Below are 20864 nucleotides of genomic sequence, written 5' to 3' on the forward strand. Positions count from 1 at the left end.
GGCCAGCATTCCGGTATATGTATGAGATCAAAAACGCAATACCCAATAAATTGTAAAAGCCAGCACAAATAACGATAACCCAAACGCACTTTTTAGCCAGCGCGGGGTCGCCATGGCATCCTTCGGCTGTTTGCGCGTTCCGTATATATGAATCTTCCAGATCTCAGCAGCCTGCGCGGAACCGGGAAATCCGCCTTTCAGTGCAAGACACAGCCAAGAGGAGAGCTTCCTGTCGGGCAAACTTTTGGCCAGCTTAACCAGTTCATCGACGCTTCTTGTCTGCGGCAGCTGCTGGGCAGCGGCTTTCAGCCCGTCTTCATTATGCAAACGAAGGCAGAGAACGGCAAAAGCAAACAGATCATAATTCTCGTCGCCGGTACGGCTGCCTGCATTCCAGAATCCACGGTCATGCCATTCGGTAAATTGCTTCACACTGCGTCCCATGGGACTTGCGCCGCCATAGTCGATCAGTTCGGCTTCGCCGTAATCGGATACCATTACATTCTCGGGCTTGAGATCACCAAACACAAAACCGCATTCATGCAGCGTCTGCAGCTTCTCTAACAGCTTCAGTCCTACCAGACTCAGCCAGGAGATCCCGTTTTTGGCCAAAAAATGGTGCAGCTGTTTACCTTCAACGTAGCGCATCACATAAAAAGGGGTATGCTCTCCATCTTTGAAATCATCCGACTCCAGCAGGTAGGAGGACAGCGCGGATTCACGGCGGGCGCGAAACTCACTTCGCTTGCGGCAGGATTGCAGCGAGGTCAGCACGTTAATTTCCGACTGCAGCTCAAGCGTATCGTTTCCGATCTTGAGCGCATACCGCTCCCGTCTGCCTTCTCTTTGCACGAGATATACGGTTCCATTGGCCCCTCTTCCCAGCATCCGTTCAATGACATAACGGTTCCCCCGCCATTTGCCGCTAATAACAGTGCCTACAGGGTAGGGCGGATTAGACGACATACCCACCAATCATCCCTTCTCTTTCATCGTGATCCCTGCCCGGAAGGCGGTCACGGTGTTCATCCAGTGTATCACAACGGTAATGTTCGAGCACCTTGAAAATAGCCGGTCCTGTAGGCGTAGCTCCCCTCATTTTCAACTTGGAGAACAGCGAGCGGACCTCCGACACATTGCTCGTCCAGTCCATATCCAGCATGGCCTCCTCGCTGCTCGAGCGCCCGGGAAAATGGAACACGGAAACCTCACTGCTTCCTTCCCGCGCTTCCAGGCTGAGGGCCAAATCACGGATGGCATCCTCTACGGCACCCAGTTTAGGCTTCATACTTGCGCTTGCGTCAATCAGCAGTGCGATGCGCAGCGGCGAGGTTTCTGTCAACTCATCTACGACGGTAACGACCTGCGAACGTTTCAATGGCGGCAGCTCTTCCAGCGAGCCTTCGCCGAGTATTTTTTTTACCTCTTTATTAACCGCCTGCTGAATGGTCTGAACCACAGTTTTTCGGGTCATCATCTGGATGGTCTGCGCCAGCTGCGGCGTACCGACAATCCGGCTCAGTCCGCCCCCTGCTTTGGCAATATCGGAAATTTCCCGGCTTCCCAGCTCGCCAATGGTTCCGTAATCGACCACACCAACCACGTTAACGGTGATTCCCTCCTGCCGGGCATGCGCCGCAGCCATCACCGGACTCTCCCCCACATTAGAACATCCGTCCGTAATGAGCAGAATTTGCTTCATGACCGTTCACTCCCCTTTGCCTTGTTATCTGTTTCTAGCATATCCAAGGTTGAGAGATTTCAAACGCCTCTTAGCGGAGATATTCAGATAAAGACAATAGTGAACTCGGGGAACTACGAGGAACTTTTGGGCTTCCGATCGCTGTTGTCCCCGGATTTATTGAATTGGCCACATGGTGCAAATCCGGGGACAAAGGCGAACGCTAACGCTTCTCCAGCTCCAAAATTCCTCTCCGTCCCATAGATTCACGTTATGTTTGAAATCTGAAAAAGAACGCCGCTGAGCCAGCGGCTTTTGAAACGGGGCGGCGGTTAAATAAGGCCCCGCCGAATTAGGATACTCCATTGCTTCCATATATAGCTCACGAAAGAATAACGTGAGTTAGATGATAGATTACCTTACTAGCTGACCGTGCGCGGCCGCTCCATCCGGCCGATACCAGGCATATGCAGGCTGGACCACTCCGGATGATAATGATCGACCCGGCTGACGACAATGGTCATGTCATCATGGATTTCATTGCCTTGATAACGGATAACCTTTTCCAGCAGACTGTCGGCCATATCCTGAGGATCATCTCCCTCCAGCTCCTGGATTAACCGCTTCATCCATATCTCTTTATTAACGGCATATCCCGGCGCATCATAAATACCATCGGTCATCATAATGAGAATATCGCCCGGACGCAGCTGCATGCTGATCAGATCCACCTCAATGTCTTTTATGATTCCGATCGGAAGATTGCTCGAAGTAATCGGGATGACTTCGCTGCCCCGGCGGATAAAGGAAGGCGCAGACGCGATTTTCATAAAAGTGGTATGCGCCGAATACTGGTCGATCAGTGCCATATCCACCGTCGCATAGAACTCATCCGGAGAACGCAGCAGCAGAATAGAATTGACGGACTTTACCGCCAGCTTCTCGTCCATACCGGACTGCAGCAGCTTCTCCAGCATGGATAACGCGGCACTGCTCTCCATCCGGGCCCGCTCTCCGTTACCCATCCCGTCGCTGATGGACACAGCGAATGTGCCATTTCCAAGCTCTACGGTACTGAAGCTGTCGCCGGAGAACATATCGCCTCCTTTGGCCGCCCCTGCCACTCCGGTATTCACCTCATAAGCTTTGGCAGATCCAAAGGTGACCATCGACAATCCCTCGCGGGGATGCACCGCCGTTTCACTTACGACTGCAATATTCTCCTCCAAAATATCAGATAACAGCGGCGCAACCATCTTGCGGCACTCATCAAAACCGCGGGTATAAGCATGAACCACTTCTATTTCTACCCGACCGGGATCGAGGCTTAAAATCTCAATCGAATGAATGGACAACCCCAGTTTTTCCAGCGCCTCGCGGATCTGGGCCTCCTGCCGGTACATTGCCTGGCCTTCACGTTTGATCTCCTTCGCCAGGTCCTCCATCACCTGTGAGACGCCCGAAAGCTGCTCGGCAACAAATTGGCGGCTGTCGTATATTTGTCTTTTCCAGCGCATATCATGCTGGTATAGCTCATACTGGCCCTTCATCACTTCCAGCACCTCCCCTGTCTTGCCGCAGATCCGGCTCCACTCGGGCGGAAGCTGGGCTGCGGTGACATCCGGGCATTCTTCTACGGTCGTCATCATATCTGTCATATACCTGTACGTCTGATAAAACTTCGTGTCCCAGCAGTGCGAACGCCGGATACAGCCGGCGCAGGCGCCCTCAGTTACGGTACTCATGAAGTCTTCCATTTCACGTTCACTTTTACCGGCTTCCCCAGCCCGGGGAATCTGCCCGAAGCTGCTCGACAGCTGCTGGAATACCTGCGAGAACTGGGTTACCCGGTCTGCTGTAATATCTCTCACTCTTCGGGCATATTCATGCTGTGACCGGCTGTGATCCGGTGTGCCCGGCACATATTTGGCGATGGCAGAAATAATCCCCTTTGGTGTTAGAAGAAACAACAGCACTGCAGCGCAAGTCTCCCAAGTTGAGGCCATCACATCACCCGGGCCCAGAAAGTAGACTGAAAGTATAGTCGAGCCCAGCAGCATTCCGATCGAGACTGCTCCTTTGCGCCCGGACTGCATCATCCCGGCCAGCATTCCGGAGAAAGCCAGGAGACTCATCTGATAAATAGCTCCGATATCAGCTAGGCTGAGGATCAGTCCGGTGACTACCCCGACGGCAGCACCGAGCGGAGCTCCCCCGGCGAGAGCAAACAACAGAATAAGAAAGCGTGACAGAATATGTTCCAGCGACAAGCCGTTTATGGTCCAGCCCACAAGGCCGGTCATGACGGAAGCCAGCAGAATAATCAAGCATAGAACTTCTTCATTCCGCAGCGCCCGGCTCCTTTGCTTGTAAGTAAACAGAGGAAGCGCCTGCAAAAATACCAGTGTAAGCACAAAGCCAAGCAGCGCATCGAGTGTCGCCATCATCAGCGGGTACCAGGTAAGGGAGGGACCCATGATAATCCGGAACAGTCCGACCATAAATGAGGATACAAATACCATCAGCGGCGCGTAGGATAGATCAATCCGCTGGAAGCTCTCAAAACCTTTGTACAGCAGGTAAAAGATAATTAGCTCTGCGGCAATCACTATAGCTCCGGGGAACGGGGTGAACAGACTGCCAAGGATCGTGGCTGCAGCCACCGGAAGTATGGAGTCTTTACGCATAAACACAATGACAGCAAAGTAAGCTACAGCAAAGGGTGACAGCTCGTCCAAAATCATTGCCCGTCCCAGCATAAAGCCCATTAAGCTCAACAACAGCATCCATTTCTTCACTGTTAAAAACTGAAGCAGCGGTTGATTCATCCCCCAGCTCTTTACACGCATGCCCCAGGCTTCCTTCTGCTCCTTGTCTTTGCTTCCCGCTTTTGTCCACTCCGGCAAATTGACCACATTGCTTTTATTCATTCCTCAGCACCACCCGTTTAAGAATTTATGGTTCTCATTATATAGCGGGGGTCTTAAGAAAGTTTGTCAGAAACAGAGAGCGAACTGTAAAAAATTTCCGACAAAAAAGCCTGTCCCGACAAAGCACCCGCGAAGCCTCTCTATCCCATGCGGGGCATTGGATTGATAGACTCGACCATCGGATTGCCGCAAGACTGTGCAGAGGCCAGCAGCAGATTTTCGTCAGCGATTGCTCTGGTGTTATGTGAGAATGAGATAGATGCTGTCGGCAATTTGCCGGGCACCGACAAAAAAACCGCAAGGGCGAAAGCCCCTGCGGTTATTTATGATGTGCAAGTAGATTATACGCGTTTGGCTCCACGGCCTCCGCGCTTTCCTTCTGTGTTCTTCTTGATCGAAGATATCCGTTCTTCGCTGTCTTTCAGGAAGCGTGACATTTTATCCTCGAATGAAGGTTTACCGGCTGCAGGCTTGAATGGACGCCCTCCCCGTTCACGATTGAAACCACCACCACCGCCGCCGCCTCCACCACCACTGCCGCCACCGCCGCCGAAACGGTCTCCACCGCTTGGACGTTCTGGTCTTGGAGCTCTAGGGGGACGTACTTCCGATGCCGGCTTATCTACAGCCTGCTTGATGGAAAGCCCGATCTTGCCGTCCTTGTCAACGTTGATCACCTTGACAGTTACTACATCACCAATCTTTAAATGATCGTTAACATCCTTGACGTAGTTATCGGCGATTTCCGAAATGTGAACGAGACCTGTGACACCTCCTGACAGATCCACAAATGCTCCGAAATGCGTGATGCCTGTCACCTTGCCTTCTAACTTGGTGCCCACTTCAATTGCCATAGAATAAAATGATCCTCCCTTAAAAATATACAGACGAATATAAAGTCCATCCAGTCTGCGGTGATTTGATTATACAGTAAAGAGCAAAGCAAGGCAACACAGCGAAAGCCTCTTTTGGCCTGCTTTATTGCCCTGATTGCTCGGGACGAATAGGCTGTTCCCCTAACGGATACATATTGTACCATTTACGCGCCAATTGGCCGATATACTCGTCATCGTTAAGCCGCGACACTTCGTATTTCAGTTGATTGAGAGAAGCCGTAACTCCCTCGCTGCTCGCCTGCTTCTTGGCCAGCTGTTCACTCTTGTCCGCAATTGCCGCACTCTGGGCAAAGAAAATATAACCGGCCCAGCCAAAAAACACTGTAACCATGACCGCCCATATGAATCTTCTTCTCTTCGCGCCTGCAGCCAAACCTTTGTTATTGCTACTCTTCTCTTCTGCAGAAAATCTGTTCATGCAGCCTACCCCCAGTTCAATCTCAGCGTTTCCACCATGCGGTCAACCACTCAGACAATCTCACCATCCAGGCACTGTAATAGAGCCGGGACAAAGGCGGAGAGATCCATCTTACTGGAAGTACCCAAATTGGCTTCGTTAGACGCAGCAGCAGCTTCAGGATAAATAACAGGATCCGGCCCAAGAGCAGCAGCGTCCCCCTCAGGAGGCGCCAAAGCCAGCGAAGCGGCATGCCTATTATAATTTCTACAGCTCTCCATAGCAGCCTGCACGTATACTGAATCGACTGAATTAACATTACCACAAAATGCCGCACCGTAACACTGAAGAGTAAAAAATAAATCCATACTCCTAGAAAGAGGCCCAGAAAGACATAAAACCTCAATTGTCCCTGATTTCCGGCATAAAGCATCCGGAAGACGAGGAGTGCCGCCCACAGCCAATACAGCAAATCCAGCAGCGCATTCAGCCATTTGGGAAAGCTTAATTTCAGCGACAGCACCCGGTAGCTGTCATAGGCCAGTCCCATGGCTGTGCCGGCCAGCATCATGTAAAGCAGGGTGATCCACTGAATCGCGGGATTCATTTAAACAGTTTGCCGAGGATGCCTTTGTTTTTGCTCTGCGCTCCGGGATCAAGGTAAATCAGGGAATGGACGTTGCCCTCCAGAGACAAAAGCCCATTCTCCAGACTTAGATTCTTGATATGTAAATGATTTCCGCGAATGGTGAGATGGCCAAGTTCCGTGCGGAGCAGAAACTCCTCGCTGTCGAAGCTCTCCACATTCTGCACGCCTGTTAGCTCCAATTGCTTGCGACTGCGCATGTGCAGATCGTGCTGTTTATTGACTTTGACTGGCTCGATCATAGCATGTACCCCTCCTTCTTGTTTCTAATCTATGGTGGGAGGAGAGGTTATAGAACAGAGGCTTTTAGAATTTCAAATGACCGATAGAGCTCATGCACGAAGTCAACGGAGTTCTATTTTATTAAAAACAAAGAGGGTGTTCCGGCCATTTCTGGCTTCAGGAACACCCTCTTGCTTGTGATCTGCTTATCCTTACAGCGCTTTTACCAGTCGAGACCGCTGCTTTTGGCAACAGGCTCTTCACGGAGCAGCGTATACATGCCGGCGGCCTCGTCCTTGCGGGTCGTTTCCACCAGTTTCTCCACTTTGACCGTTACTAGCTTTTGACCGAATTGCACTGTAATCTCGTCGCCGATCTTTACCGTACTGCTCGGTTTCGATTCCTTCCCGTTAATCAGCACCCGGCCCTGTTCGGACACATCCTTGGCCACAGTGCGGCGCTTAATCAAACGGGATACCTTCAGGAATTTGTCCAGGCGCATTAGTTGACGGCTTCTTTAAGCTTGTTGCCAGCCTTGAAGGCCGGTACAGTGGATTCAGGAATTTCAATAGGTGTGCCCGATTGCGGGTTGCGGCCGGTGCGGCCGGAACGTTTGCGGGTTTCGAAAGTACCGAAGCCGATCAATTGGACCTTATCGCCTTTGGACAGAGCATCTGTAATTTCGCCCAGCACGCCGTTCAATACGGTTTCTACATCTTTCTTTGCCAATCCGCTTTTTTCGGAAATGTTGTTTACCAAATCTGTCTTGTTCATAATTTGAAGTTCCTCCTAGGATACAAAAAAATAAATGAAACGCGATAAGCTGCTAAGATATGCCGCGAATCGTCATTTCGTCTTTAAGATATTCTGGATGCCGCCCGAAATTCCTGCCGCAAACACTCGATTTTTTAAAAATTAAGAGAGCAGTACAGGCTCAGGCACTATTACATTATAAACCTCTCACCGGATTCCAAACCAGAGAGTTAAGCCCCATTCACATCATTGCCTCTTCTTACGGCCCCTATACTGCAAAAGGCGGAGAAAGCGCCCTCTCCTATATTAGAGGATGCTCAAAATCTATTGTTTTCGCTCCTTGACCTTAGCCTCCTGCCACAACGCTTCCATCTCTTCTAGACTGCTGTCCAATAGACGGGTGTTCCGGCTTAACAGCTGCTGCTCAATATATTGGAATCTAGATACAAACTTGCGGTTGGTGCGGGTCAACGCCTCTTCCGGATCTGCTCCGATGAAGCGTGCGGCATTGGTCGCGGCGAACAGCAGATCCCCCAGCTCCAGCATTTGCTCCTCCACCGGTGCGCCGGATTCGATAGCCTCCTGAAGCTCATCAACCTCTTCGCGGATTTTAGCCAGCACATCGCCAACGTTGTCCCAATCGAATCCTACTTTGGAGGCCTTTTTCTGCAGTTTGTAGGCCTTCATCAGCGCAGGCAGATCACGGGGAACACCGCTCAGCGCGGATTCTGCTTCCGGTTTTACACCCTTAAGCCGTTTTTCCTCGGCCTTCATGCCCTCCCAGTTCTGGAGCGCTTCCTCGGCATCTGCAGCATTCTTATCACCGAAGACATGCGGATGGCGGAAGATCAGCTTGTCATTCAATCCTTCAATGACATCATAGACATTAAAGGTGCCCTGCTCCTCCTCCATCTGGGAATGAAGCATGATCTGCAGAAGCAGGTCGCCCAGCTCTTCCTTCATATGGTCCGGATCATCCTCATCGATCGTTTCCAGAACCTCATAGGTTTCCTCAATCAGATTTTTGCGCAGTGATTCATGCGTCTGCTCCCGGTCCCATGGGCACCCTTCCGGACTGCGCAACGTATCGACAATTTCATGCAAGCGGGCAAATGTGCGTTTTCGTGCACTCTCCGCGCGGTTTGCCGGAACATAAATCAGCGAGAGATTGCCGTACCCTTCCAGGCGGTCCAGCTCATACAGCGGTACCCGGAGAATACGTTCTTCCTTATCCACTCCCAGAGCATGCCCTACGATTACCTCATACTCCGGCGGATAACAATCCATCAGACAGAGCTTGGTTTCGGAAGCCGTGAAGCTGTCGTAGACCTGGCCGATCAGCGTATGCAGCTCCGGCTGAAGCTGGGAACTGCGGATACCGGAAGCATCCAGAAGCTGAAACCCTTCAATCGGGTCGAAGCCAAGCCGTACAAATGCCTCATCGAGAAAGCTCTCCCCGCCGAGAATGTGCAGTTCTACTCCCGCGCCCGGGCAGCGCTCCCGCAGCAGGGATACCGCCGATTCTGCAACCATGGGATGCCCCGGGACGGCATAGACAATTTCCGTACCCTGCGGTGCGGAACGCGCTTCCTCGATTAATTTCGCCGTAATGGCTTCATACACCTCAGGAAACGAGGACAGCGATTCATACAGCCCGTCAAAGGACTGGGAAGCTATTTCAAGCTCTGTTAAAGCCGCCATCACCGGATGCTCTGCGGTCCGGACATAAACGGCGGATGCGGATTGCAGCTTCTTGATAATGCCCAGGGTCAGCCGGTCGGGATTGCCGGAACCGAGTCCAACCACGGTTAATGTTGCGCTCATACCTGTCTCCACTCCTTCTGCACTGCCTTGCCGCTGTGGCTAAGGCAGCTTTGTATGTACTGCAATATAGTAAGCTCATGCTTAAGAGATAACGGTTGGAACACCTAGCTGCGCCTTAAGGGAACAGGCGTAGCTTCTTCAGCTTGTCCGCGAGCCGGGGGCCAAAGCCCGGAAGCTGGCGCAACTCACTTTCGCTGAGCAGCCGCAGGGCAACAGCGCCGGCCGCGAAGACGGCGCAGCCTGCCAGCACGCCGAGCAGGCTCTGCGCCAGGGCTGCAGTTCGCCCGCCGCCGAAGCCAGCGGCTGCGGCCGCACTGCCAACGCCGAGGCTTACGACTGCGGCGGCCAGGCCAAGGCCCGCGAGCAGCAGCGCGGGCTTCACCAGGGCATCTGCGAAGCGCAGCCGCAGATGGCCCATACGGTGCAGCAGCAGCACATTCAGCGCTGCTGCGAAGAGATGCGCGGCCACGCTGGCGATGGCTGCGCCGGTAATGCCCTGCTGCGGAATCAGCAGCAGGTTAAGGGCCGCCTTGAGCACCGCGGCGGCCAAGAGATGTATCGCCGGCGCGCGCACGGCGCCTAGGCCCTGCAGCAGCGCGGCGGAGATGATGCTGACCGTACCGCCAGCGGCGGTAAAGGCCAGCCAGGTCATCGTGCCGCTGCCGGCAGCATCACCGTACAGAGCCACATTGATCGGCTCTGCAAGGACGGCCAGGCCAACCGAAGCGGCCAGGCCCAGCAGCCAGAACCAGCGCAGCGACAGGCTGCAGCGGGTCTGGATCAGCCCAAAATCTCCGCGGTGCTTTGCCTCCGCGAGTGCCGGGATGAAGACCACTGATAACGAAGTGGCCAGCATCGTTACCATCTGAACAAGCGGCAAGCCGCGATTGTAGATGCCGAACTGCGCCATCGCCGCCGCTTCACTGACAGTTGACGACAGCAAACGGGGGACGGTAAATACATCGACCAGCCCGATAAGCGGTATAGCCAGCGTTCCGAGCATGACTGGAATGCCATAGCCCAGCAGCTTGCGGGCCTTGGCTCCTGTCTGCTCCCGGACAATGTCCGCAGCAGAACTCCGGGTCCAGGCGGTTTCGGAGGCAGCTGATATGGCTAACTCAGTCGTCTGCTGCGCTGCGTTCACACGGCGGCGGTAATTCTGCCAATACAGCAGCATGACAACCAGACCGGCCGCTCCGCCGCCAGCCGAGCCAATCAGCGCACCTGCCGCGATGGTGGCCGCGTCTGCTCCCTTCCCGGTCAGATACAGCAGCAGTGCGATCATGACGGCTACCCGCACCGACTGCTCGACAACCTGCGACACCGCGGTAGGGACCATATTATGCAGTCCCTGAAAATAACCGCGCAATGCGGCCATAAGCGGAACAACAGCAAGCCCTAATGCGCTGCAGCGCAGCGCGGGAATCACATGCGAGTTGCCGACCCACCCGGCGATAACCGGAGCCCCAAGATAAGCAAGGGCCCCAATCACAAGACCGCTGATGACTGTAATGGCCGCTGACAGCAGCAGAACCCTCCGGCCTTCGCTTTCATCTCTGTCGGCCGAGGACTCGGCCACAAATCTGGCGATTGCAGACGGCAGACCCAGCATCGCTATCGTTATAAGCATCGTGTACAGGGGATTAACCGTGTTGTATATGCCGAACACGGCGTCTCCACCCAGATTTTGCAGCGGAATTTTCTGCAGCGTACCAATCAGTTTGGAGAGAATGGCTGCTGCGCTGAGAATAAATGCGCCTTGCAGTAATTTAGAGCCTTGCGTACCAGATTTCATAAAAGTACCTGCTTCTACAGCGATAACTGCCATAATGGGATGAATTTCTATATTATAACGCATGGAGGCGCGTAAGTAGAAACGGTTTTGCCTGCATTTATACGGACAGCCGCATTTTTCTGCAATCCGCATCTTCTTATCTTTTCCAAAATAGAACGCTAAAACCCCGCCCTCCCTTTGTATCATACCAAAAGGAAAGCGGGGTCCATAGTATCAAAGTTGTTACTGCTCCATCTGCTTGCCCAGAAAAGCGGCTGCCGTTTCGGCCATCTTAATTTCCATTTGCGCCATTTTTACCGACTCATCCTTGTTCAGAAGCACTACACAACCGATGGGGTCCCCGCCGGAGATGATGGGAGCGGCTACATAGCTCGATATTAATTCTGCATGATCTTTACCGATGTCATAGCTGCCTGCATTCGTTTCGAGCACAGTCTTGCGGCTGTCCATTACCTTCTCCAGGAGCACACCCACCTGTTTCTCGAGATAATCCTTTTTGGAGCCTCCGGCAAGGGCGATAAAAGTGTCCCTGTCAGTAATCATTGTAATATGCCCTGTGCCTTCATAAAGCGACTCTGCATATTCCTTGGCGAAATCACCCAGCTCACCAATCGGGGAATACTTCTTCAGTATGACTTCACCGTCGCGATCGACGAAAATTTCCAACGGATCCCCTTCACGAATACGTAGTGTGCGTCTGATCTCTTTAGGGATAACAACTCGACCGAGGTCATCAATACGGCGTACAATTCCAGTAGCTTTCATTTCACATGTTGCCCCGCTTTCTTAAGAAGTATGGTCCAACTACTGTCCATTATGGGAATGGATAATCCCAGTGATTTATCGTAATATCTGACCATAGTATTCATCTCTTCCCAGTTCCTTATACATCCTCTGGAAGGTATAACATTAAATATCCTTAATCCTCAGACTTCCGGCGCACCCCTCCCCGTTATGTGCTATTTTTAACATAATTATACATTATAATTTACAAAATAAAGCCATCCCTCGCTTTGAAGCGTCAGGATGGCTTGTCCGTGCAAATGGTTTATTTGGCTTCTTGTGTAGCCGCCGGTGAGGCGCTTGGAGCCTCTGTAGCAGCTGGTGAGGCGCCTGGAGCTTCTGTAGCTTTAGTTCCACTGTTTGTTCCGGACTCAGCGGCAGCAGCGGAGCTTTTCGGCAGATTGATTTTGATCTCAAGAGGTCCTAGATCATTCTCCAGGAAGGATTCCAGTTTCTGGGATGTCGTCGAGCTTTTCACAGCCTCTTTCTGTTCATCGGTCAGCTTATCAAAGGTTGCTTCCGTACGGGACTCCACCTTCAAAATATGATACCCGAATACGGTAAGAACCGGCTCACTAACTGTATTCAGCGGCAGCGTTTGCGCTGCTACCTTGAACTCTTCAACATAATTGCCCAGCAATACGTCCTTCAGCTGGCCGCCAGCTTCCTTTGACGCGGTATCATCGGTGTATTGCTTGGCGATTTCCGCAAAGTCCGCTCCACCGTCAAGTTTAACCTTTACTTCATTGGCAAGCTTTAGTGCGTCTTCCTTTGTACGCTCCTTACCGTCAGCACCGGTCAAACCAATCAATACATGACGCAGCGTAGCCGTGGTGAAATCGCCCTTTACCGTTTCGAAGTGCGTCTTCACTTCGTCATCAGTTGTTTTTAGCAGCATATCCTGATAAACCGTAAGCACACGTACCATATAATCATGGACATCGTCTTCCTTCAGACTCTGCTCCTTTAGTGAGCTTTCATAGGTGTCACCCAAACGGCTCTTAAGATCAGCTAATTGCACATCGGCTTCCTTCTCGGCCTGCTTCTTAGCCTCATCTGTTGCCTTGCCGGCCTGATATTCAAATGCCGCTTGCTGGTTCAGAATCGACTCCTTGAAGGTATCAAGCTCCATGAACTGGGCCTGCTGCGGGGAAAGGAACTTCATGACACGGGTATCCATATCATACTCCTTCTCAGTAACGGTTCCCCCTTTATAGGTAGCGTACGCTGTACTGCTATCATCAGCTGCATTTTTATTATTATTATTATTGTTATTACTGCAAGCAGAAAGCATAGAGAAGGAAAGAGCCGCTGCCAGTGAGACCAGCAGCACTTTCCAGGATTTTGTTTTATTTAACGACATCATGTAGTTCTCCCTTCAATTTTAGAGACTGTTTGGCCGCAGCCAGAAACTGCTCCAACAGATCAAGCAGCGCCTTATCGTCAAGATCCTTCGACTTGATGCGGACACTGGCTTTAGCATCCCTATCAAATTGTACACGTCTTTCGAAGCTATTTCCAACTTTAGCAAGCTTGGCCGTATCAAAGGCCCCGGTGCTGCCTTCATGGAAGTTCAACGAAACATCGTCGCCACGACGGATCATCGATTCCAATCCGTAGAGCTTTCCGTATACCTTGAGACGGGCTACGGACAGCAGATTGACTACGGCCTCCGGCAATTCTCCGAAGCGGTCAAGCAGCTCATCCTCCAGTTCCACAGCGTCCTCAAAAGTGGAAACCGCCGCAACCTTCTTGTAAATTTCGATCTTCTGGATGCTGTCGTAAATATACTCGGATGGAAGATACGCGTCAATTGACAAATCAATGACCGTATTGCCCTGCTTCAGCGAAGTATCCTCTTCTCCCAGTACAGTAACCTTACGCTTGCGGATTTCTTCCGCCAGCATTTGCGAATACAGATCGAAACCGACGGAAGCGATAAACCCGTGCTGCTCCGCACCAAGCAGATTGCCCGCTCCGCGAATGGAAAGGTCGCGCATGGCAATTTTGAAGCCGGAGCCAAGCTCCGTAAATTCCTTGATAGATTGCAGGCGCTTCTCCGCGACCTCAGTCAGCACCTTGTCCCGCTGGTACGTGAAATAGGCATAGGCAATCCGGTTGGAGCGTCCTACACGTCCACGCAGCTGATAGAGCTGCGATAGCCCCATTTTGTCGGCATCATGGACAATAAGCGTATTGACGTTCGGAATATCTACCCCGGTTTCAATGATACTTGTGCTCACCAGTACATCGTATTCTCCATCAAGGAAATCGAGTATGGTCTTCTCCAGCTCCGACTCCGACATCTGGCCGTGGCCAATGCCGACCCTTGCTTCCGGAACGAGCATGGAGATTTGTGCGGCCATTTCCTGAATGCCTTGAACGCGGTTGTAGAGATAATAGACCTGTCCTCCACGGGCCAGCTCACGTTCCACCGCTTCCCGGGTAAGCGTCTGACTATGTTCAACAACATACGTCTGCACGGGAAAGCGGTTCTCCGGTGGTGTCTCAATGACTGACAAATCCCGCACGCCAAGCATCGACATATGCAAGGTCCGTGGAATAGGTGTTGCAGTCAAGGTGAGCACATCGACATTGGTCTTGAGCTTCTTGAGTTTTTCTTTATGGGTTACACCAAAGCGCTGCTCTTCATCAACAATCAAAAGACCCAGATCCTTAAAGACCATATCCTGCGACAACAGCCTGTGTGTGCCGATTACTACATCTACCGTTCCCTGCCGGACACCCTTAATGGTCTCATTCTGCTCTTTGCGGCTGCGGAAGCGGCTCAGCACCTGAATGTTCAGCGGATAATTGGCAAACCGCTCACGGAAGGTTTCATAATGCTGCTGTGCGAGGATTGTGGTCGGCACCAGCACGGCAACCTGCTTGCCTTCAATCGCTGATTTAAAAGCTGCCCGGATCGCCACTTCCGTCTTGCCATAGCCTACGTCTCCGCATAGCAGCCGGTCCATCGGACGGTTCTGCTCCATATCCTTCTTGATCTCTTCGATCGCGCGCAGCTGATCGCGGGTTTCGTCATACGGGAACATTTCCTCGAATTCACGCTGCTCCTGCGTATCCTTCTCAAAACCATAACCCAGAGCACTTTGGCGCTCGGCGTACAGCTTAATCAGATCATCCGCGATATCCTGAACAGAAGAACGCACTTTATTGGTGACTCGCGTCCACTCGTTTCCGCCAAGCTTGTATACCTTCGGTTCTTTATCTTCCGATCCGACATATTTCTGAATCAGATCTATCTGGTCAATCGGTACGGACAGCTTATCGCCACCGGCATATAGAATATGCATATAATCCCGGTGAATTCCGCTGACCTCAAGCGTACCAATTCCCATATATTTGCCGATACCGTGATTCTGGTGTACCACGTAATCGCCGATTTTGAGCTCGGTATAGCTCTTGATCCGTTCTGCATTGTCAATTCCTTTGGAAACCTTGCGCGCCTTACGCTGCTTCTGGGAGAACATCTCTCCTTCAGTGATCACAGCAAGATGAATGGAAGGCAGCTCAAAACCGGAGCCCAGATTCCCGTGGACAATAGTAGGCTCTTCGATGCCATAATCGTACAGCACCCGGCGGACCCGCTCCATCCGCTCCTCGCTGCTCGCCAGCATCACAACCTGCACACCCGACTTATGCCAGCGCTCCATCTCCGATTTCAGCACATTCATCTGGCCGTGGAAATCCTGCATGCCGCGGCTGATAAATCCAAGGATGTTCTGCGGCTGGATATGTGGAACCTGGCGCAGGAAAATCGACATGAACAGGCTCTGAAATGGGCGGCGGTACATGATAGCTTCATTATCTACGGAAAGATGAAGATCAGGCAGGTTTTTGCCGTTCTGCAGCAAATGCAGGTTCCATTCCGACTCGTCCCGCTCCAGTTGTTTCGACGTTTCCAGCAGTCTGGCCGGCTCATCCATAATAAGGAGGGTGTCCTGTGCCATATAATCATATAAATGGCAGCGTTCAGGATATAAGAGACTGATATATTTATAGACTTCAGGGAAATAGGTTCCCTGCCGCAGCATCTCCAGCTCCCGGCCCATTTCCTCACGCAAACGCAGCTTTGCCTGCCGGTCGGTCATTTTCTCCAGCTGGCGTTCCAGCATCGCAGCCGCTTCAGAGGCTGCCGAATCCTGGCGGGACTGGTCTGCGATGATCTCCTTAGCCGGTGTGATCTTCACACTGCGCACCTTGTCGATGGATCGCTGGTCTGCAGGATCAAAGGTTCGAATCGAATCGATTTCATCATCAAACAGCTCTACCCGGTAAGCCAGCGAAGAGGTCATTGGATAGAAATCGACAATGCCCCCCCGCACACTAAGCTCACCACGGTTCTCTACCCGTTCAACCCGTTCATAACCCATCATAATCATAGACATCAGAAAATCATCCAGAGAGAGGGTTCCATCCTGTGAAACGGTTAATTGTGCCTCTGCCATCACATGGGGCGACGGAAGCAGACGCCGGACGCCAGAATAAGGCACAACCACAACGCCACGGAAGCCCTGGGCACATTTGGTCAGGACATCTATCCGCTGAGCAAGCGTCTCAGGGCTGGAGACAGCTGCTTCAGCGGCAACCAGCTCATTGGCAGGGTAAAGCAGCACGCGATCCGGAGAAAGCGCTTCCTGCAAATCCTCAGCCATCTTCTGCGCCGAGAACATATTATGGGTGACTATAAGCAGCGGCCGTTCGGTTTCTTCATGCAGCGCCGCCAGCATAATTTGTCTGGCCGAACCGGACAAACCTGATATTAGCTGCTCCTTCATCCCTGCGGCAACACCACGGGTGACAGACTGAAAATCAGGATCTTTGGAAAAAGCTTCTATAAGACCTTGTAACAACAAAGGACACCTCTCTTACTGAACAGGCTGACGGCAGCCTAAGCTGCCGCACCTATTATGATTAGAATCGAAAACAAGCCTCAGCGATAAGGCCAAGGCTTGCGGATGACGATAGAGACAGGCGCTTCCACCTTACTGAAGCGGACTGGCCAGCAGGCTGAGCTCAGGGTTGTTCTCCAAGGCCTGCTTGCAGTAATCGCAAGTAACCTTTACCGTGATCTCACCTTCTGAATCATACGCTATGATATCTCTGCGCTCCGCAGGGGTCAAAGAATGCAGACCAAGCTGCGCTTCTGTGATATTACTTCTATTGATGCTTCCCAGAAATGTCCGGCAGTGCCTGCATACGTAGTGTATTGCCATCTATATGCCTCCTGAAGGTAGTATATACCCTTCAGTATGCCCCGGCCCGGTCGTATTTAGCCTTAAGATGCGGGCGGGAGCGGGCTGTTAGCCATTGAATTTGGCCATGGTCTGTTCAAAGGTATGCTGCAGGCTGAACTCCAGGGCATCACAGGTATCTAGGATCATGGTCTTCAGCCTGTCTCCGTCTTTCTTGGGAAAGGTAGAAAGTACATAATCTACAATAGCAAAGCCCGGTTCAGGACGGGAGATCCCCATCCGCACACGGTTGAAGCTTTGCGTGCCTGTATGCTGTATGATCGACTTGATTCCGTTATGGCCTCCGGCACTTCCCTGATAACGCAGCCGGATTTTTCCGATTTCCGTATCAAGATCATCATAAACAACGATCATATCCTCTAAATTCACTTTATAATATTCCATATATGCACGAACCGCTTCTCCGGACAGGTTCATAAAGGTCATGGGTTTGATCAGAACTGTCTTGACTCCCCCGATGACGCCCTCACCGATTACGGACTTGCACTTATTCTGGTTAAAGGTGATCCCGTTTCTGGCCGCTAGCTCGTCAAGCGCCATAAAACCGACATTATGCCTGGTTTTGGCGTACTGCGGTCCCGGATTTCCGAGTCCAACAATCCATTTCATGATGGCCTATCCTTTCCATCCGGTTCTCTTAAGCAGAAGAGTTCCGTTTTTGGTACAATGAATTTTATTAGGCTTACTTCTAGAGCAGCCGAGGGCCACTTTACTCCAAAGACAGGTGATGAACGATGCCACATCAGGGCGACATCTTAACGCTTCAACGCCATTTCCAGTACCACATCCAATATGCTGTGCCTGTCGAAATTTATAGAGACAATGTGCACGTAGCCATCGGTGTAGTTACAGCGGCAGATGAAGGCTTTGTTGAGCTGCAGGGTACTCTTTACAACCGCAGCCTGTTCACCTTTATCTCCCGGCCAGGGTATTGATGCTGCCGCAAAGCTGGGGGTCATCACGCCGACAAGGGTTACATCTTCCGTTACGGAGGTGTAACCCTTTTTGAATACAGGCGGGAAAGGCAGTCATATCTCTACAAGAGCACTACCCGAATACTATTCGATTTCGAACAATTTGCTGATGGACAGCTCCTCATGAACACGAATAATCGCCTCACCCATAAGTGGAGCCACGGACAACACTTTGAGCTTCGAGGTCGGATTGCTGCTGCGGATTGGAATGGTATCCGTCACGATAATTTCTTTGATTGGTGAATTTTCCAGACGTTCATGCGCAGGTCCGGACAATACCGGGTGGGTACAGCAAGCATAAACTTCCTTCACGCCGCCTTCCATCAAGGCATTGGCTCCCAGTACAATCGTTCCGGCCGTGTCGATAATATCATCGATCAGAATCGCTGTTTTACCTTCGATGTTACCGATAATATTCATGACTTCGCTGACATTGGGTTCCGGACGGCGTTTGTCGATGATCGCCAGAGGTGCGTTAAGGAAATCGGCAAGCTTTCTAGCCCGCACAACACCGCCATGGTCTGGGGAGACCACAACCGGATTCTGGATCTGCTTCGAACGGAAATACTGGGCAAGAATCGGAACACCCAGCAGATGATCCACCGGAATATCAAAAAAGCCTTGAATTTGCATCGCATGAAGGTCCATCGTGATAACACGGTGAGCTCCTGCTTTTTCGATCAGGTTCGCTACCAGCTTGGCCGTAATTGGATCACGGGAACGCGCCTTGCGGTCTTGACGAGCGTATCCGTAATAAGGAATAACCACATTGATGCTTTTCGCGGAAGCGCGTTTGAGCGCGTCTACCATAACCAGAAGCTCCATCAAATTGTCGTTAACCGGACCACAAGTCGACTGTACGATATAGACATGGCAGCCCCGGACACTCTCAGACAGCTTGACCTGAATCTCCCCGTCGCTGAAGCTTGTGGTATGTGATTCACCCATCGGAATTCCGATATAATCGGCAATTTGACTGGCCAGCTTAGGATTGGAGTTACAGGTGAAAATCTTTAATTTGGAATCGCAATAAGTCATAAAATATAAACCCTCCGTGACGGAATTTAGCTTCCAAGCAGCGCCGGTAAAGAGATCTCAGCTCGATCCGGCGCTTTGGCAGTGGCCCTTACGATTGACTCGACTGGTCTTTCTTTGCTTTGGCCCGGGAGCGGATCTTCTCGGCATACCCCGGCTTGTTCTCCTGTCTTACTCTGGCAATGGCCAAATCATTCTCCGAAACAGATCTTGTGATTGTCGATCCTGCAACAACAAAAGCGCCTTTGCCTACGGTGACCGGTGCAATCAGATTCACATTGCTGCCGATGAAGGCATCATCTTCAATTGTCGTCTTGGATTTATTAAATCCGTCATAATTGGCAGTAATTGCACCACAGCCAACATTTACATTCTTACCTACAGAGGCATCGCCGACATAGCTCAAATGCGATACTTTGGAGCCGTCACCGATCACTGCATTCTTAATTTCCACGAAATCGCCGATTTTGACTTCTTCACCGAGTACAGTGCCCGGACGCAAATAGGCAAAAGGCCCAACGGTAGTCCGTGCGCCGACTTGTGCCTGATTTAGTACGGAATGCTTCACCTCAGCGCCGTCCATAATCACGCAGTCTTCGATTTCACTGGAAGGCCCGATCACGCAATCTTCACCAATGACGGTTTTGCCTTTCAGCTGGGTACCCGGATATAGCACGGTATCTGATCCAATGATGACATCGGCTCCTATATAGGTGGAAGCCGGATCAATGATGGTTACACCGTTCAGCATATGCTGGCGGTTGATGCGCTGGCGCATATAACCTTCCGCTTCGGATAAAGCCAAACGGTCGTTAACGCCGATAGACTCCGCAGCGTCATGAGCCTGATATCCCAGAACGATATCCCCCTGTGCCCGGAGTATGCCGATTACATCGGTTAAATAATATTCCTGCTGGTTATTGCTGTTGGTGACCTTCTCCAGCGCCGCGAACAGCTTGGCATTATCAAAGCAGTAGGTACCTGTATTAATTTCGCCTACAGCTGCTTCCTCAGCGGTGCAATCCTTCTGCTCCACAATCTTCAGTACACCGCCGTCTTCCCCGCGGATAACCCGTCCATAGCCTGCCGGCTGATCCATCACAGCAGTCAGTACAGTTGCTGCCGCATGCTGCCCTTCGTGCAGTGCCATAAGCCCTTCCAGCGTTTCCGCCATGACCAGCGGTGTATCGCCGCAAATCACGATGGTTGTGCCTTCCTCGCCGCCGATAAGATCCTTAGCCTGTTTGACGGCGTGGCCGGTACCCAGTTGGGTTTCCTGCAGCACATATTCCGCATCCTGGCCTATATGGGCTTTTACTTGCTCTGCGCCATGTCCGACAATAACGACGGTACGCTGGCTTCCGGTCGCTTTAACTGTATCAAGTACGTGCCCTACCATCGGTTTGCCACAGACGGGGTGCAGCACTTTATATAATTTAGATTTCATGCGCTTGCCTTGACCTGCGGCAAGTACAACAGCCATTCTTTTCAAGAATGCCAACCTCCCACTTCTTGAGCTCACTACTGAATATATCTCATATCGGGAAAAAAGAAAAGAGAACCATGTAGCATGGTTCCCTTTTCTTCGAACCCCAATTAAAAAACGGCTTGACCTTACGCCGCCCTGGGAGGGCAGCTGGACATCAGAGTCA

Annotated in this window: 19 protein-coding genes; 1 reads left to right on the forward strand and 18 read right to left on the reverse strand. The window is 51.6% G+C overall.

The window, feature by feature from the left end; translation table 11 throughout:
• Positions 1 to 27: 27 nt before the first annotated feature.
• From ACQ76X_RS30150 to pth, 16 genes are all read right to left on the reverse strand, one after another.
• Complete coding sequence (locus ACQ76X_RS30150; RefSeq protein WP_438497451.1) at positions 28 to 966, reverse strand: serine/threonine protein kinase; 939 nt, start codon at positions 964 to 966, stop codon at positions 28 to 30.
• Positions 956 to 1702: a hypothetical protein gene (locus ACQ76X_RS30155; protein WP_438497452.1), complete on the reverse strand. Its 747-nt coding sequence runs from the start codon at positions 1700 to 1702 to the stop codon at positions 956 to 958. The genes ACQ76X_RS30150 and ACQ76X_RS30155 overlap by 11 nt, the downstream gene beginning before the upstream one ends.
• 401 nt (positions 1703 to 2103) lie before the next feature.
• Complete coding sequence (spoIIE, locus tag ACQ76X_RS30160; RefSeq protein WP_438497453.1) at positions 2104 to 4611, reverse strand: stage II sporulation protein E; 2508 nt, start codon at positions 4609 to 4611, stop codon at positions 2104 to 2106.
• A 341-nt stretch (positions 4612 to 4952) separates the two neighbouring features.
• Complete coding sequence (locus ACQ76X_RS30165) at positions 4953 to 5465, reverse strand: S1 domain-containing RNA-binding protein (protein WP_038584404.1); 513 nt, start codon at positions 5463 to 5465, stop codon at positions 4953 to 4955.
• Positions 5466 to 5589: 124 nt separating this feature from the next.
• The gene (locus tag ACQ76X_RS30170; protein ID WP_076113637.1) at positions 5590 to 5925 is read right to left on the reverse strand and encodes an FtsB family cell division protein; all 336 of its coding nucleotides are present in this window, start codon (positions 5923 to 5925) and stop codon (positions 5590 to 5592) included.
• A 22-nt stretch (positions 5926 to 5947) separates the two neighbouring features.
• A complete protein-coding gene (yabQ, locus tag ACQ76X_RS30175) occupies positions 5948 to 6511 on the reverse strand; it encodes a spore cortex biosynthesis protein YabQ (RefSeq protein WP_438497454.1) in 564 nt (187 codons plus the stop codon).
• Complete coding sequence (gene yabP / locus ACQ76X_RS30180) at positions 6508 to 6792, reverse strand: sporulation protein YabP (RefSeq protein WP_076113635.1); 285 nt, start codon at positions 6790 to 6792, stop codon at positions 6508 to 6510. The genes yabQ and yabP overlap by 4 nt, the downstream gene beginning before the upstream one ends.
• A gap of 203 nt (positions 6793 to 6995) precedes the next feature.
• On the reverse strand, positions 6996 to 7274 hold the full coding sequence (locus ACQ76X_RS30185; protein ID WP_038584395.1) for an RNA-binding S4 domain-containing protein: 279 nt from the start codon (positions 7272 to 7274) through the stop codon (positions 6996 to 6998).
• The gene (locus tag ACQ76X_RS30190; protein WP_038584392.1) at positions 7274 to 7546 is read right to left on the reverse strand and encodes an HU family DNA-binding protein; all 273 of its coding nucleotides are present in this window, start codon (positions 7544 to 7546) and stop codon (positions 7274 to 7276) included. Before ACQ76X_RS30190 ends, ACQ76X_RS30185 begins: the two co-directional genes overlap by 1 nt.
• Before the next feature lie 303 nt (positions 7547 to 7849).
• Positions 7850 to 9349, reverse strand: coding sequence for a nucleoside triphosphate pyrophosphohydrolase (gene mazG / locus ACQ76X_RS30195; RefSeq protein ID WP_438497455.1), 1500 nt, complete (start codon positions 9347 to 9349; stop codon positions 7850 to 7852).
• Positions 9350 to 9464: 115 nt separating this feature from the next.
• Positions 9465 to 11144 (reverse strand): putative polysaccharide biosynthesis protein, encoded by a 1680-nt coding sequence (locus ACQ76X_RS30200; RefSeq protein WP_438497456.1) that lies wholly within the window; start codon positions 11142 to 11144, stop codon positions 9465 to 9467.
• Between the two features lie 222 nt (positions 11145 to 11366).
• Complete coding sequence (spoVT, locus tag ACQ76X_RS30205; protein WP_438497457.1) at positions 11367 to 11909, reverse strand: stage V sporulation protein T; 543 nt, start codon at positions 11907 to 11909, stop codon at positions 11367 to 11369.
• 283 nt (positions 11910 to 12192) lie between these two features.
• Positions 12193 to 13293: a peptidylprolyl isomerase gene (locus tag ACQ76X_RS30210; RefSeq protein WP_438497459.1), complete on the reverse strand. Its 1101-nt coding sequence runs from the start codon at positions 13291 to 13293 to the stop codon at positions 12193 to 12195.
• Complete coding sequence (mfd, locus tag ACQ76X_RS30215; protein WP_438497475.1) at positions 13277 to 16801, reverse strand: transcription-repair coupling factor; 3525 nt, start codon at positions 16799 to 16801, stop codon at positions 13277 to 13279. Before mfd ends, ACQ76X_RS30210 begins: the two co-directional genes overlap by 17 nt.
• 132 nt (positions 16802 to 16933) lie before the next feature.
• The gene (locus ACQ76X_RS30220) at positions 16934 to 17164 is read right to left on the reverse strand and encodes an anti-sigma-F factor Fin family protein (protein WP_038584380.1); all 231 of its coding nucleotides are present in this window, start codon (positions 17162 to 17164) and stop codon (positions 16934 to 16936) included.
• An 87-nt stretch (positions 17165 to 17251) separates the two neighbouring features.
• On the reverse strand, positions 17252 to 17812 hold the full coding sequence (gene pth, locus ACQ76X_RS30225) for an aminoacyl-tRNA hydrolase (protein ID WP_341089024.1): 561 nt from the start codon (positions 17810 to 17812) through the stop codon (positions 17252 to 17254).
• A gap of 125 nt (positions 17813 to 17937) precedes the next feature.
• Between pth and ACQ76X_RS30230 the strand changes: the two genes are divergently transcribed.
• The gene (locus ACQ76X_RS30230) at positions 17938 to 18138 is read left to right on the forward strand and encodes a hypothetical protein (protein ID WP_038584374.1); all 201 of its coding nucleotides are present in this window, start codon (positions 17938 to 17940) and stop codon (positions 18136 to 18138) included.
• 123 nt (positions 18139 to 18261) lie between these two features.
• Here ACQ76X_RS30230 and ACQ76X_RS30235 read toward each other — a convergent pair whose 3' ends face one another.
• Entirely contained in the window at positions 18262 to 19215 is a 954-nt protein-coding gene (locus ACQ76X_RS30235) for a ribose-phosphate diphosphokinase (RefSeq protein ID WP_019914487.1), read from the reverse strand.
• Between the two features lie 88 nt (positions 19216 to 19303).
• Positions 19304 to 20704 carry a bifunctional UDP-N-acetylglucosamine diphosphorylase/glucosamine-1-phosphate N-acetyltransferase GlmU gene (gene glmU, locus ACQ76X_RS30240; protein WP_340895698.1) on the reverse strand — a complete coding sequence of 467 codons (1401 nt, stop codon included), beginning with the start codon at positions 20702 to 20704 and terminating at the stop codon, positions 19304 to 19306.
• Positions 20705 to 20864: the final 160 nt, after the last annotated feature.

The organism is Paenibacillus sp. IHBB 3054 (assembly GCF_051594305.1).
Classification (GTDB): Bacteria; Bacillota; Bacilli; order Paenibacillales; family Paenibacillaceae; genus Paenibacillus_AQ.